The organism is Klebsiella quasipneumoniae subsp. quasipneumoniae (assembly GCF_020525925.1).
In the GTDB taxonomy this organism is placed as follows: Bacteria; Pseudomonadota; Gammaproteobacteria; order Enterobacterales; family Enterobacteriaceae; genus Klebsiella; species Klebsiella quasipneumoniae.
Map to the genome: position 1 here is coordinate 1,745,464 of NZ_CP084876.1, position 14,086 is coordinate 1,759,549.

Here is a 14,086-nt window from a genome sequence, read left to right on the forward strand (position 1 = left end):
TACCCCCGCCGTTGCGGCGGGGGTCAACGCGTTAGTGACGACTCTTCAGATTATCAATCACTTCCCCGAGATCCAGCCCCTGGTCCTGCAGCAGCACCAGCAGGTGATACATCAGGTCCGACGCCTCATTCTTCAGCTCGAAGCGGTCGTTCACCGTGGCGGCCAGCGCGGTCTCCACGCCTTCTTCCCCCACTTTCTGCGCAATACGCTTGGTACCGCTGGCATACAGCTTCGCCGTGTAGGAGCTCTCCGGGTCGGCGTGCTTACGCTCGGCCAGCAGCTGCTCCAGCTGATAGAGGAACAGCCACTGGTGGCCGGCGTCGCCGAAGCAGCTGGTGGTGCCTTTGTGGCAGGTCGGCCCGATCGGATTCACCAGCACCAGCAGCGTATCGTTGTCGCAGTCCGGCGTGATGCTCACTACGTTGAGGACATGGCCCGAGGTTTCACCCTTGGTCCACAGCCGCTGTTTGGTGCGTGAGTAAAAGGTGACCTTGCCGGTGGCTTCGGTTTTCTCCAGCGCCTCCTTGTTCATGTAGCCCAGCATCAGCACTTCGCCGGATACGGCGTGCTGCACGATGGCCGGCATCATGCCGTCCGTTTTTTCCCAGTCCAGCTGTTCAGTCAACATACCCTTATCTCCACGCCCTGTGCCGCCAGGTACGCTTTCAGTTCGCCAATATTAATAATCTGTTTGTGGAATACCGAGGCCGCCAGCGCGCCGTCAACGTTGGCGTCGCGGAAGGCTTCGAGGAAGTGTTCCATGGTGCCCGCGCCGCCGGAGGCGATCAGCGGCACATGGCACACCGCGCGAACCTTCGCCAGCTGCTGCAGATCGTAGCCGTTGCGCACCCCGTCCTGGTTCATCATATTGAGGACGATCTCGCCCGCGCCGCGCTTCTGCACTTCCTCCACCCAGTCGAGGGTTTCCCACTGCGTCACCCGGGTGCGGCTCTCGTCGCCGGTGTACTGATTGACGTGATATTTGCCGGTCTCTGCATCAAACCAGGTATCAATCCCCACCACAATGCACTGCACGCCAAAGCGGTCGGCAAGGCGGGTGATCAGCGTCGGGTCGGCGAGGGCAGGGGAGTTAATCGAGATCTTATCGGCGCCAAAGGAGAGGATCTGCGCCGCGTCTTCCAGCGACTTGATCCCGCCCGCCACGCAGAAAGGAATATCAATCACTTCCGCCACCCGCGACACCCAGCTCTTGTCGACCACCCGGCCGTCGCTGGAGGCGGTGATATCATAGAACACCAGCTCGTCGGCGCCTTCGTCGGCATAGCGCTTGGCCAGCGGGACGATATCGCCGATGATCTCGTGATTACGGAACTGCACGCCTTTCACTACCTGGCCGTCGCGGACGTCGAGGCAGGGGATTATCCGTTTTGCCAGCATTGAATGGCCTCCGTTACGTTGAATTTACCTTCCAGCAGCGCGCGACCGACAATCACGCCGCGCACCCCGGTGCCGCGCAGGGCGGCAATATCATTGAGATCGCCGATGCCGCCGGATGACTGAAACGCCACCTGCGGGTAGCGGGCGCAGACTTCCTCATACAGCGAGACGTTGGAGCCCGCCAGCGTGCCGTCACGGGAGATATCGGTGCACAGCACATGCTGCAGGCCGACCGGCAGATAGCTCTCCACCAGCTCCTCCAGGGTCACGCCGGAGTTCTCCTGCCAGCCGCTGACCGCCACCTGCTTATTGCCGTCGGCGTCGATACGCACGTCGAGCGCCAGCACCAGCCGTTCAGGGCCAAAGCGTTTAAACCAGCCTTTCACTTCCTCCGGGGATTTCACCGCGGTGGAGCCGACCACCACGCGGGCGACGCCGGCGTCAAGCAGGGCCGCGACATCCGCCTCGGTCCGCACGCCGCCGCCGACCTGCACCGGGACGTCAACGCCGGCGACCAGCGATTTCAGCAGCGGGATCTGGCGCTTCGCCGGATCCTTCGCCCCGGTCAGGTCGACCAGGTGCAGGACTTCCGCCCCCTGAGCGGCATAGGACTGCAGGCGCGGCAGCGGATCGCTGCCGTAGTCGCGCTGCTGGCCGTAATCGCCCTGGTGGAGACGAACGACGGTGCCGTCGATTAAATCTAACGCAGGAATAATCATCACATCTCCAGGAAGTTTTTCAGCAGCTGCGCCCCGGCGCTCCCGGAGCGCTCCGGGTGGAACTGCACGCCAAAGAAGTTATCTTTCTGCACCGCGGCGGTAAACGCCTCGCCGTAATTGCACTGGGCGATGGTGTACGGGTTGACCGGCATGGCGTAGCTGTGGACGAAGTAGAAATACGCGCCTTCTTCAATGCCGCGGAACAGACGATCGCCCGCTTTGGCATACACCCGGTTCCAGCCCATGTGCGGCAGCGGCAGGCCGTGGTCGGTCATCTTCGGCACCTCTTCCTCGATAATGCCCAGCAGATCGACGCCGTTGTTCTCTTCGCTGCGCTTGCCGAGCAGTTGCATGCCCAGGCAGATACCCAGCACCGGCTGGGTACAGGCTTTGATCAGATCGATCAGCTCGCGGTCGCGCAGCTGGTCCATCGCCGCCTGGGCGGTGCCGACGCCGGGAAGAAACAGTTTATCGGCACGCAATACCACCTCTGGATCGCGGCTGACCACCGGCTCATAGCCGTGGCGGCCAATCGCCGATTTCACCGAATTGAGGTTGGCGCACCCGGTATCAAGGATCACCACATTCATTACAGCACCCCTTTGGAAGACGGCAGGGCATCGCCCTGGACGCGGATCGCCTGGCGCAGCGTACGGCCAAAGGCTTTGAACAGGCTCTCCACGCGGTGGTGATCGTTCTTGCCCTTGGTTTTCAGGTGCAGCGTCACCGCCATGGTGTAAGAGAGCGAGCGGAAGAAGTGTTCCACCATCTCGGTGCTCAGATCGCCGACGCGCTGGTAGGTGAAGTCCGCCTTATACTCCAGGTGCGGACGGCCGGAGATATCCAGCGCGCAGCGGGCGAGACACTCGTCCATCGGCAGCACGAAGCCGAAGCGGTTGATGCCGCGCTTGTCGCCGAGCGCCAGCTTCAGGGCTTCGCCGAGGGCCAGGCCGGTATCTTCCACCGTGTGGTGATCGTCGATGTACAGATCGCCGCCGACGTTGACCTCCATGCGGAAGCCGCCATGGGTGGCGATTTGGTCGAGCATATGGTCAAAAAAGCCGACGCCGGTGTGGATCTTGCTGCCGCCTTCGCGGTCCAGCCACACTTTCACATCCACCTGGGTCTCTTTGGTGATGCGCTCGACGTGGGCATAGCGGTCGCGGCGGGTCAGCTGCTCGCAGATGGTCGGCCAGTTCAGGGTCTCGCGGTCATAGCGCAGACCGATAATCCCCATGTTATCCGCCAGCTCAAGGTCGGTGGCCCGGTCGCCAATCACGTAGCTGTGGGCTTTATCCAGCACGCCTTCTTCCAGCCACGGCAGTACCAGCTGGGTTTTCGGCTTGCGGCAGGCGCAGTTGTCGCCCGGGAAGTGCGGACAAATCAGCACTTCCTCAAAGTTAACGCCCTGCGAGGCGAAGATCTGCATCATCAGGTTGTGTGGGCCATCAAACGCCTCCTGCGGCAGGCTGTCGGTACCCAGACCGTCCTGGTTGGTGATCATCACCAGCTTATAGCCTTCCTGCTGCAGCTTCAGCAGCGCCGGGATCACCTGCGGCTCGAACGCCAGCTTGTCGAAACGGTCCACCTGGAAATCTACCGGCGGTTCGGAAATCAGGGTGCCGTCACGGTCAATAAAGAGATACTTCTGGGTCATACATTCTCCGCAGTCAAGGCGTCAATCACGCGCTGGCTCTCGGCACGGGTACCGATAGTGATACGCAAACAGCCGCTCAATGAAGGTTGTTTATTCTGGTCACGTAAGATAATGCCCTGATCCCACAAAGATTTAAACACTGCGCTGGAGGCGGTTATCCGCGCCAGGACGTAGTTGGTCTCGGAATCGAAGACCTGCTCCACGCAGGCGATGCCGCGCAGCTGTTCCACCAGGTAGCGGCGCTCGTCGAGGATCTGCGCCACGCGCTGACGCATCGCGGCGATCCCTTCCGCGCTCAGCGCCTGGGCGGCGATATCGGCCACCGGCGTGGAGAGCGGGTACGGCGCGATCACTTTCAGCAGCACGTTAATCACCTCGGCGTTGGCGAGGGTGAAGCCGCAGCGCAGGCCGGCGAGGGCAAAGGCTTTGGACAGCGTGCGCAGCACCACCAGGTGCGGGTAGTCGCTGAGCCAGCCGGCGAGCGTCGCCTGCGGGCAGAATTCAATATAGGCTTCGTCGGCCACCACGATGGCTTTGCCGCGGGTCATCTCCAGCAGGTCGCGCATCGACTGCGGGTCGATAATCTGCCCGGTCGGGTTGTTCGGGCTGCAGACGAAGACCACTTTCACCCCGTCCAGCTTTGCCTCAATGCCCGGCAGGTCGAGCTGCCAGTCGGCCAGCGTCGGCACGGTGCGGCATTCGACGCCGATGGTCTCGGCGCTGACGCTGTACATGCCGTAGGTGGGCGGGCAGTAGAGCACCGCGTCTTCGCCTGGCTCGCAGAAGGCGCGGATCAGCAGCTCAATGCCTTCGTCGGCGCCGCGGCTGACCAGCACCTGCTCCGGTTTAACCCCGGCGTAGCGGGCGTAGTTCTCAATCACCGCCTTCGGCTGCGGCTCCGGATAGCGGTTCATCGTTTGCTCGGTCAGCTGGAAAGCCACGGCGGTCGGGAATTCGTTGGCGTTCAGCCAGACGTCGCCTTTGCCGCCCAGACGGCGAGCGGATTGATACGGGGTCAGCGCACGGACGTTGGCGCGGGCTAAATCTTCAATGCTCATGCTTGCTCCTTCAGGGCGGCAACGCGCAGCGTTACGGCGTTTTTGTGGGCGTCAAGGCGCTCGGCGGCGGCCAGAATCTCAATCGTCGAAGCGAGGGCGGCAAAGCCGTCGCGCGACAGCTCCTGCACGGTCATCCGCTTCTGGAAGTCGGCCAGGCCGAGGCTCGAACAGGTGGCGGTATAGCCATAGGTCGGCAGGACGTGGTTGGTGCCCGAGGCGTAGTCGCCCGCGGATTCCGGCGACCAGTCGCCAAGGAAAACCGAACCGGCGCTGGTGATGCTGTCCACCAGCTCTCGGGCCTGACGGGTCTGAATGATCAGGTGTTCCGGGCCATACTGGTTGGAGATAGCCACGCACTGCGCCAGGTCGCGGGCCACGATGATGCGGCTGGCGGAGAGCGCCACGCGGGCGGTTTCGGCGCGCGGCAGGGCGGCCAGCTGGCGCTCCACGGCCTCGGCGACGCGGCTGCCCATCCCGGCGTCCGGGGTCAGGAGGATCACCTGCGAGTCCGGGCCGTGTTCCGCCTGGGACAGCAGGTCAGAGGCGACAAAGTCCGGGTTGGCGCCGCTGTCGGCGATCACCAGCACTTCCGACGGGCCGGCCGGCATGTCGATGGCCGCGCCGTCCAGACGCTGGCTGACCTGGCGTTTGGCTTCCGTGACGTAAGCGTTACCCGGGCCAAAGATTTTATCCACCTTCGGCACCGACTCGGTACCGAGGGCGAGGGCGGCGATGGCCTGCGCGCCGCCGACGTTAAAGATGGTTTTCACGCCGCACAGCTGCGCGGCGTAGAGGATCTCATCGGCGATCGGCGGCGGCGAGCAGAGCACCACCTGCTGACAGCCGGCGATGCGCGCCGGCGTCGCCAGCATCAGCACCGTGGAGAACAGCGGCGCCGAGCCGCCCGGAATATACAGCCCGACGGAGGCGATAGGGCGGGTCACCTGCTGGCAGCGCACCCCCGGCAGCGTTTCGACATCCACCGCCTGCAGCTGTTGCGCGTTGTGGAAGGTCTCGATGTTTTGCACCGCCACCGCCATCGCCTGCTTCAGCTCGTCGCTGAGGCGCTCGCCGGCGGCGGCGATCTCCGCCTCGCTCACCTGCAGCGCGGCGACGGTGGTTTTATCAAACTTCGCGCTGTATTCGCGCAGCGCCGCGTCGCCGTTGGCTTTGACGTTATCGAGGATCGCCGCCACCGTTTTACTGATGCTGTCGGAGGCGGAAATCGCCGGGCGCGTTAAGAGTTGTTGCTGTTGGTCTGCGCTACAGCCGTTCCAGTCGATGATTGTGTTGAAGCTCATGATTGTTTTCCCCTGTGTGTCCCGTGACCGGCTGGCCGATTACTCCATCATCTTCTCAATCGGCAGCACCAGAATGGAGCTGGCGCCCAGCGCCTTCAGTTTTTCCATGGTCTCCCAGAACAGGGTTTCGCTGCTGACCATGTGCATCGCCACGCGCTGCTTGTCGCCCGCCAGCGGCAGAATGGTCGGCCGCTCGGCGCCCGGCAGCAGGGCAACCACTTCTTCCAGACGTTCGGTCGGGGCGTGCATCATGATGTATTTCGACTCGCGGGCCTGGATCACGCCCTGAATACGGGTCAGCAGGCGGTCAATCAGCTGCTGTTTGGCGTCGTCCATTTCGCCGTCGCGCTGGATCAGGCAGGCTTTGGAGCGGTAGATCACTTCCACTTCACGCAGGCCGTTGGCTTCCAGGGTGGCGCCGGTGGAGACGAGGTCGCAGATGGCATCGGCGAGGCCGGCGCGCGGCGCCACTTCCACGGAGCCGTTCAGCAGACAGGATTTAAAGGAGATACCTTTTTGATCGAGGTAACGCTTCAGCAGGTGCGGGTAAGAGGTGGCGATACGTTTGCCGTCCAGCGCCGCCGGGCCGTTCCAGGCTTCATCCACCGGTGTCGCCAGCGACAGGCGGCAGCCGCCGAAGTCCAGACGACGCAGGGTGAAATAGCGCGGGTCTTCGCCCTGGGCGCGGCGGCTGAGCAGCTCTTCTTCCAGCACGTTTTCGCCGATAATGCCGAGGTCGACAACACCGTCCATCACCAGGCCCGGGATATCGTCATCACGCACGCGCAGAATGTCGATTGGCATATTTTCCGCCAGCGCAATCAGACGCTGGGTGTGCAAATTGACTTTAATGCCGCAGCGGCTGAGTAATTCGCGTGAATCTTCGCTTAAACGGCCTGATTTCTGAATAGCTATGCGTAAACGGGTGTTGTCTAACATTGTTCTTTTCCTCTGAATACCTGTCTGAATCTGTCCGAATTTGGTCCAAAAAAAAGCCCCCGGAAGTGAATCTTCCGGGGGCTCTCTGCGCGTTCATACACCACTGGAAGATCCAAATGTCTTCCAGCACACATCGCCTGAAAGACTAGTCAGGATGATGGTGATGATGGTGGTGTTTAAATTGAACGCGGTTCATAAAAATTCTCTGTGAATGACTATGCATTTGATGTCCTTTAACCTAAACCACTTTCGCCGCAGAAAGCAAGGGCTTTTTTCTATCATTAATTCATTTCACATTGAGCGAAGAAATTGTCAGTTGCCGCTGGCTGGCGTAGCCTGTAATCAGCACAGCGAAAGAGTCAGGAGCCTGGGATGAAAAAGGTCGCGATAGTCGGTTTGGGATGGCTGGGGATGCCGCTGGCGCTGTCGTTGACGGCGCGAGGCTGGCAGGTCACCGGCAGTAAAACCACGCAGGATGGCGTGGAGGCGGCGCGGATGTGCGGGATCGACAGCTATCCGCTGCGCCTGGAGCCGCAGCTGGTCTGTGATACCGAGGACCTCGACGCGCTGATGAACGTCGATGCGCTGGTGATCACGCTGCCGGCCCGGCGGACCGGGGCGGGGGAAGGGTTTTATCTGCAGGCGGTGCAGGAGATCGTCGATACCGCGCTGGCGTACCATATTCCGCGGATCGTCTTCACCAGCTCCACCTCGGTGTATGGCAACGTCAACGGTACGGTGAAAGAGAACTCCCCGCGCCTGCCGCAAACCGCCAGCGGGCAGGTGCTCAAGGAGCTGGAGGACTGGCTGCACAATCTGCCGGGGACCTCGGTGGATATTCTGCGCCTGGCCGGGCTGGTGGGGCCGTCCCGCCATCCGGGGCGTTTTTTCGCCGGCAAGTCGGCGCCGGATGGCCAGCACGTGGTCAACCTGGTGCATTTGCAGGATGTGGTGGCCGCCATCGAACTGCTGCTGCAGGCTCCGAAGGGCGGGCACATCTATAATCTATGTGCGCCCCGCCATCCGGCGCGCGGCCTCTTTTATCCGCAGATGGCCCGCGAGCTGGGGCTGCCGCCGCCGGTCTTCAGCGACAGCCCGGACGGCGGCCAGGGCAAGATTGTGGATGGCAATCGTATCTGCAATGAGCTGGGGTTTGAGTACCAGTACCCCGATCCGCTGGTGATGCCGATGGAGTGATCCGCCAGCGGTGATTCGCATACCGTAAGGGGGTAGCGATGAAACCACTGCTGGATGTCCTCGTGATCCTCGACGCGCTGGAAAAAGAAGGGAGCTTTGCCGCGGCGTCGGCAAAGCTCTTTAAAACGCCCTCGGCGCTGAGCTACACCATTCACCGGCTGGAAAGCGATCTCAATATTCAACTGCTCGACCGCAGCGGCCACCGCGCGCGCTTTACCCCCACCGGACAGATGCTGCTGGAGAAAGGGCGGGAAGTGTTGCACATCGCCCGCGAACTGGAGATCCGGGCGGTTAAGCTGCAGCAGGGGTGGGAACATACCCTCCGCCTGGCGGTGGACAGCACCTTTCCCGTGGCGCAACTCTCGCCGCTGATCGCCGCCTTTTATCAACAGCAGCCGCTGACCCGGCTGCGCTTCACGCTGACCCCCTCGCTGCTGGACTGGCGGCCCTTGACGGAAGGGCAGGCCGATCTCCTGCTGGGGGCGCTCGGCGAGCCGCCGCCGCTGAGCGGCTATGATTATCTTCCCCTTGGCGAGCTGGAGCTGCTGCTGGTGGTCTCCCCGCAGCATCCTCTGGCGGCGCGCCGCGCCCCGTTGAGCTGGCGAACCCTGCGGCGTTACCGCGCGGTGGCCACCGGCGAGGGTGGGGCGCTGCTCGCCGATCAGGAGACCCTGACGGTGTGTGACGCCGCGGGGCAGCTGGCGCTGCTGCGCATGGGGCTGGGGTGGGGTTGCCTGCCGCGTTATCAGGTGCAGGGGCTGCTGGAGAGCGGCGAGCTGGTCAGCCTGGCCGTGCGCGGGCTGTCGCCTCGTCAGCGCGCGTGGATCGCCTGGAATGACGCCGCCTGCGGTTTGGCCGGGAAATGGTGGCGCGAAGCGCTATTAGCAAATAGTGCTATTTTTACAATTTATCATACAGAAATCGTATAGATATTAGCATGTTAAAAATTATGCTCACGCAATGAACTTCATAACATCTTGTCAACGCCGTTGATATTGTTGCAAAATATGCGGCCTGAAAACCAGAGACTAGCCGACGCTTTTTTTAAAGTGTCGGTTATTTTTTTGGTCGAAAGACACATCATTCAATACCAAGAGGCCGGGCTTCGTACCGGATAGATATTTACTAAAAACCGACAGTCGTTGTCGCTGAGGAATAGAAAGAAATGGGGCAATTTTTTGCTTACGCGCTGGCGTTCACCGTAAAAGGGGATAACTATGTCGCATAACGCTACTCCAAATACCTCTCGCGTGGAATTACGTAAAACACTTACGTTAGTTCCGGTTGTAATGATGGGCCTGGCCTATATGCAGCCGATGACGCTGTTCGATACGTTTGGTATCGTCTCTGGTATGACCGACGGTCACGTGCCGACGGCCTACGCCTTTGCGTTAATCGCTATCCTGTTTACTGCCCTGAGCTATGGCAAGCTGGTACGTCGTTACCCGTCCGCCGGCTCGGCGTATACCTATGCGCAGAAATCCATCAGCCCGACCGTTGGCTTTATGGTGGGTTGGTCCTCGCTGCTCGACTACCTGTTCGCGCCGATGATCAACATTCTGCTGGCGAAAATCTATTTTGAAGCGCTGGTGCCTTCGATTCCGTCGTGGGTGTTTGTTATCGCGCTGGTCGCCTTTATGACCGCCTTTAACCTGCGCAGCATTAAATCCGTAGCCAACTTCAACACCGTGATCGTGGTGCTGCAGGTGGTGCTGATTGCCGTTATCCTCGGCATGGTGATTTATGGCGTGTTTGGCGGCGAAGGCGCCGGTACGCTGGCCAGCAGCCGTCCGTTCTGGTCCGGTGACGCGCACGTGATCCCGATGATTACCGGGGCGACGATCCTGTGCTTCTCGTTTACCGGCTTCGACGGCATCAGCAACCTGTCTGAAGAGACCAAAGATGCAGAGCGCGTCATTCCGCGCGCGATCTTCCTGACCGCGCTGATCGGCGGCCTGATCTTCATCTTTGCCACCTACTTCCTGCAGCTGTACTTCCCGGATATCTCGCGCTTTAAAGATCCGGATGCGTCACAGCCGGAAATTATGCTCTACGTGGCAGGTAAAGCCTTCCAGGTTGGCGCGCTGATCTTCTCCACCATTACCGTACTGGCGTCCGGTATGGCGGCGCACGCTGGCGTGGCGCGTCTGATGTACGTGATGGGCCGTGACGGCGTGTTCCCGAAAAGCTTCTTCGGCTATGTGCACCCGACCTGGCGCACCCCGGCGATGAACATCATCCTGGTCGGCGCTATCGCCCTGCTGGCGATTAACTTCGACCTGGTGATGGCGACGGCGCTGATTAACTTTGGTGCGCTGGTGGCGTTTACCTTCGTTAACCTGTCGGTGATTTCGCAGTTCTGGATCCGTGAGAAACGCAACAAGACGCTGAAAGACCACTTCCAGTATCTGTTCCTGCCGATGTGCGGCGCCCTGACCGTCGGCGCGCTGTGGGTCAACCTGGAAGAGAGCTCGATGATTCTGGGCCTGATCTGGGCCGGTATCGGTCTGGTCTATCTGGCCTGCGTGACCAAAAGCTTCCGCAACCCGGTGCCGCAGTACGAAGACGTGGCGTAAGGCGTAGCGTGATGTGAATGAGAAAAGCCGGAGGGAAACCTCCGGTTTTTTTTCGTCTGCTGTCTGCGTCTGGGGCTGCTTTTTTGCCCGGCGGCGCGGCGCTTGCGCGGGCCTACGGTGATGGTTAACCTTCTGAAATTTAATGGTTATGTAGGCCGGGTAAGCGAAGCGCCACCCGGCAACATATTGGGCACGGAGCCTGATGTATTGCCCGGCGGCGGTGGAGACTGTTATCGGTTTACCACGTTCTCAGACTCCGTAGGCCGGGTCAGGCGCAGCCGCCACCCGGCAATATGTTGGCCACGGAAACGATGGCCGGACAGTTCCGTCTCCCTTGGGGAGAGGGCCAGGGTGAGGGGAAGCAACGCCGTGTGGTCATTTATGTTATCTGTGGCTTCAGCGCACATTGCGCTCCCGGTTAATTTTCTGCGTTATGTCTCTTACGGCGCAGGGAGCGCACAGGGGGCGGCCAGTCGCCGCCGCCCCCTGTACCCCCGGGCTCCGGCCAGCAAAATCGCCGCTACGCGGTCCCTTCGACTTATCCCTGCAGGCTTCGGGTCGGGCCGAGGCAGCGTCCGTGCAAAACACGGCCCTCAGCCCGCATCCATGCGGGCTGCCCCGGCCTTCCGGGAACGTCTCAGCGATTTTGAGGCCGCCAGCACCGGCAGTTTCAGCAAGGCTGGTGAAAAAATTAACGACAGGTCGCACGAACTCCAGGCCGGGTAAGGCGTAGCCGCCACCCGGCACACAAGCGGCTCCGCGCCCGCTGTCCTTGCCCGGCGGCGCGGCGCTTGCCGGACCAGGGGTGTTGAGTAACCTTCTAATAGGTAGATGACTTTGTAGGCCGGGTAAGCGAAGCGCCACCCGGCACACAAGCGGCACTGCGCCCGCTGTCCTTGCCCGGCGGCGCGGCGCTTGCCGGACCTGGGGTGTTGAGTAACCTTCTGATAGGTAGATGACTTTGTAGGCCGGGTAAGCGAAGCGCCACCCGGCACACAAGCGGCTCCGCGCCCGCTGTCCTTGCCCGGCGGCGCGGCGCTTGCCGGACCTGGGGTGTTGAGTAGCCTTCTGATAGGTAAATGACTTTGTAGGCCGGGTAAGCGAAGCGCCACCCGGCACAGAAGCGGCTCCGCGCCCGCTGTCCTTGCCCGGCGGCGCGGCGCTTGCCGGACCTGGGATGTTGAGTAACCTTCTGATAGGTAGATGACTTTGTAGGCCGGGTAAGCGAAGCGCCACCCGGCAGAAATCCGCGTAAAGCGGTTAAACAGGGGCATTTTTGGGGCAGCCGCAGGGGCACCTGCGGGGTGTTTATTGCGGTGGCGGTTCGAAGCAGAGGCTACGCTCCAGGCATTCGTCGCAGCTCGGCGAGCGGCAGACGATCTCACCCTGCGACTGCAGGCAGCGCTGGCGATAAAAGAACTTCTTCCAGCGCATATGATGGACATTCTGCGCCACCAGCTGCGGAAAGCAGTCGCTCATCAGCCGGCCCAGTTCCGCCCGCGAATCCAGACCCAGATCCTCCCATAGATGATTAAACGCCAGCGCCGCCCCGGCGACGATCGGCGCCATCGGTTCGGCTCCCGGCGCGATCCACTCCGCCAGCCATCGCGCCAGCTGGCGGCGCTCTTCGTCGCGGGTGGCATTCAGCTCCGTCATCAGCCGGCGACGGCTCAGCGCCTCGCTGTCCAGCGGCGTCGCCACCTCGCCCAGCCGCTGCTGCAGGGCCAGCCACGCCTCGACGCTCAGCCCCATGCGCAGCGGAAAGCAGCCTTTTCCGGCGTGATACCGTCGCCACAGGCGGGTCAACCAGTCGACCGGCGCCATCAGGCGACCCCCTGACGCAGGCGCGATGCCGCCAGGCTCTGTCGTCGCCGCTGCCACCAGGCGGGCAGCACCTCGGCGACCGACCGCCACGCGCCGTCCACCTGCGGCTCAATGCCCTGTCGCTCGAGCTGTTGCCATGGCGTATGGCCGATACGCACGCAGAACACCGCTTTCACGTCGGCGAGCAGCGCGAGAAGCGCCGCCAGTCTGGCTTCGTTCTCCTGCGGCCCGCACTCCTCCGCGCCGCGGCAATATTTTGGCGTAAAGCGCTCGCCCACCAGCACCATGCCGGCGGCAGACAGGCTGTAGATCGAGAAGCGGTCGGCATGGCCAAAATGACAATCAATCACCTCGCCGCGGCTGGAGGCCACTGCCACCAGACAGGCATCATCGGCCTCCGACTCTCCCCGGGTGGCGAGGCTGGCATGAAGTTCGGCGCGCTGATGGAGGATGGGCAGCCAGTCGGGGAGGCTGTCCGGGTCCGGCAGCTGGGTAAACTGCTGGCTGCGGTCTTCGCCCAGCATGCCGATGGCGTCGGCGCGGCACTGGTGGCAATGCGTCATCTGCGGCATCGCGGCCCCGCACTGGCTGCGGATCGCGGCGAGCATCCCGGCGTCCGGCTCTGGCTGGCCGTTGAGGCCAAAGACCGTGCCGTGCTCCGGTCTGGCAATCAGCGGCATAATATTGTGAATAAACGCGCCGCTTTCCCGCAAACAACGGCTGACCTCGGCCATGCCGCTGTCGTTGATCCCCGGGATCAGCACCGAGTTTATCTTGACCAGCACCCCGGCGTTGGTCAGCCTGCGGACCCCCTCCAGCTGGCGGGCTATCAGGATCTCCCCGGCTTCCCGCCCGCGGTAGCGTTCGCCGTCGAGCCACAGCCAGGCGTAGATTTGTCCGGCGATGCCGGCATCCAGCGTATTGATGGTCACCGTAACGTGATCCACACCGACCTCCAGCAGGCGATCCACCGCGTCGGGCAGCATCAGCCCGTTGGTCGACAGGCATAATTTCAGGTCCGGAAGCTGATCGCGGACCAGCTCCAGGGTGCGGAAGGTGCGGGTCATATTGGCCAGCGGATCGCCGGGCCCGGCAATGCCGACCACCGACAGCTGCGGGATGGCCTGGGCCACCTGGCGCACTTTCAGCACCGCCTGCTCGGGGGTCAGCAGCGTCGAAGACACCCCGGGGCGGGATTCATTGCTGCAGTCGAATTTACGGTTGCAGTAGTTGCACTGCAGATTGCAGGCCGGAGCGACCGGGAGATGCATCCGGGCGAAACGGTGGTGCCCGCTGCGGGAGTAGCAGGGGTGCGCGGCGACCTTATCGGCCACCCGCGGCGCTAACGCGCTGGCGTCCGCCGACTGACAGGCGTTGCCGCCGGAAAAAGAAGAGCAGGAAGTCATGGTCGTACCTT

General features: G+C 62.1%; 15 protein-coding genes and 1 other annotated feature. Of the genes, 4 read left to right on the forward strand and 11 right to left on the reverse strand.

Annotated features, from left to right (window positions below):
- Positions 1–31: 31 nt before the first annotated feature.
- The 9 genes from hisIE to hisL all read right to left on the reverse strand — a co-directional run bounded on the left by hisIE (position 32) and on the right by hisL (position 7,268).
- A complete protein-coding gene (hisIE, locus tag LGM20_RS08420) occupies positions 32–628 on the reverse strand; it encodes a bifunctional phosphoribosyl-AMP cyclohydrolase/phosphoribosyl-ATP diphosphatase HisIE (RefSeq protein WP_023290360.1) in 597 nt (198 codons plus the stop codon).
- Complete coding sequence (hisF, locus tag LGM20_RS08425) at positions 622–1,398, reverse strand: imidazole glycerol phosphate synthase subunit HisF (protein ID WP_032453444.1); 777 nt, start codon at positions 1,396–1,398, stop codon at positions 622–624. The genes hisIE and hisF overlap by 7 nt, the downstream gene beginning before the upstream one ends.
- Positions 1,380–2,117 carry a 1-(5-phosphoribosyl)-5-[(5-phosphoribosylamino)methylideneamino]imidazole-4-carboxamide isomerase gene (hisA, locus tag LGM20_RS08430; protein ID WP_032453443.1) on the reverse strand — a complete coding sequence of 246 codons (738 nt, stop codon included), beginning with the start codon at positions 2,115–2,117 and terminating at the stop codon, positions 1,380–1,382. The genes hisF and hisA overlap by 19 nt, the downstream gene beginning before the upstream one ends.
- A complete protein-coding gene (gene hisH / locus LGM20_RS08435) occupies positions 2,117–2,707 on the reverse strand; it encodes an imidazole glycerol phosphate synthase subunit HisH (RefSeq protein WP_002912227.1) in 591 nt (196 codons plus the stop codon). Before hisH ends, hisA begins: the two co-directional genes overlap by 1 nt.
- Positions 2,707–3,774 (reverse strand): bifunctional histidinol-phosphatase/imidazoleglycerol-phosphate dehydratase HisB, encoded by a 1,068-nt coding sequence (hisB, locus tag LGM20_RS08440; RefSeq protein WP_017899706.1) that lies wholly within the window; start codon positions 3,772–3,774, stop codon positions 2,707–2,709. Before hisB ends, hisH begins: the two co-directional genes overlap by 1 nt.
- A complete protein-coding gene (hisC, locus tag LGM20_RS08445) occupies positions 3,771–4,832 on the reverse strand; it encodes a histidinol-phosphate transaminase (RefSeq protein WP_044524105.1) in 1,062 nt (353 codons plus the stop codon). Before hisC ends, hisB begins: the two co-directional genes overlap by 4 nt.
- A complete protein-coding gene (gene hisD / locus LGM20_RS08450) occupies positions 4,829–6,133 on the reverse strand; it encodes a histidinol dehydrogenase (protein WP_023290357.1) in 1,305 nt (434 codons plus the stop codon). The genes hisC and hisD overlap by 4 nt, the downstream gene beginning before the upstream one ends.
- Positions 6,134–6,172: 39 nt before the next feature.
- Positions 6,173–7,072, reverse strand: coding sequence for an ATP phosphoribosyltransferase (gene hisG / locus LGM20_RS08455; RefSeq protein WP_023290356.1), 900 nt, complete (start codon positions 7,070–7,072; stop codon positions 6,173–6,175).
- Positions 7,073–7,119: 47 nt separating this feature from the next.
- Positions 7,120–7,242, reverse strand: a sequence feature (His leader region).
- On the reverse strand, positions 7,218–7,268 hold the full coding sequence (hisL, locus tag LGM20_RS08460; protein ID WP_004899375.1) for a his operon leader peptide: 51 nt from the start codon (positions 7,266–7,268) through the stop codon (positions 7,218–7,220). Its footprint overlaps the feature before it by 25 nt.
- Positions 7,269–7,444: 176 nt before the next feature.
- Between hisL and LGM20_RS08465 the strand changes: the two genes are divergently transcribed.
- The 4 genes from LGM20_RS08465 to plaP all read left to right on the forward strand — a co-directional run bounded on the left by LGM20_RS08465 (position 7,445) and on the right by plaP (position 10,845).
- Entirely contained in the window at positions 7,445–8,269 is an 825-nt protein-coding gene (locus tag LGM20_RS08465) for an SDR family oxidoreductase (protein ID WP_004152513.1), read from the forward strand.
- A 38-nt stretch (positions 8,270–8,307) separates the two neighbouring features.
- Positions 8,308–9,198: a LysR family transcriptional regulator gene (locus LGM20_RS08470; RefSeq protein ID WP_032453438.1), complete on the forward strand. Its 891-nt coding sequence runs from the start codon at positions 8,308–8,310 to the stop codon at positions 9,196–9,198.
- Positions 9,199–9,434: 236 nt separating this feature from the next.
- Entirely contained in the window at positions 9,435–9,497 is a 63-nt protein-coding gene (gene yoeI, locus LGM20_RS26615; RefSeq protein ID WP_096335043.1) for a membrane protein YoeI, read from the forward strand.
- Complete coding sequence (plaP, locus tag LGM20_RS08480) at positions 9,487–10,845, forward strand: putrescine/proton symporter PlaP (protein WP_004203583.1); 1,359 nt, start codon at positions 9,487–9,489, stop codon at positions 10,843–10,845. Before yoeI ends, plaP begins: the two co-directional genes overlap by 11 nt.
- 1,308 nt (positions 10,846–12,153) lie before the next feature.
- Here the strand turns inward: plaP and LGM20_RS08485 are convergent.
- Both LGM20_RS08485 and nifB read right to left on the reverse strand, forming a co-directional pair.
- A complete protein-coding gene (locus tag LGM20_RS08485; protein ID WP_023290352.1) occupies positions 12,154–12,669 on the reverse strand; it encodes a nitrogen fixation protein NifQ in 516 nt (171 codons plus the stop codon).
- Positions 12,669–14,075: a nitrogenase cofactor biosynthesis protein NifB gene (nifB, locus tag LGM20_RS08490; protein WP_044524063.1), complete on the reverse strand. Its 1,407-nt coding sequence runs from the start codon at positions 14,073–14,075 to the stop codon at positions 12,669–12,671. The genes LGM20_RS08485 and nifB overlap by 1 nt, the downstream gene beginning before the upstream one ends.
- Positions 14,076–14,086: the final 11 nt, after the last annotated feature.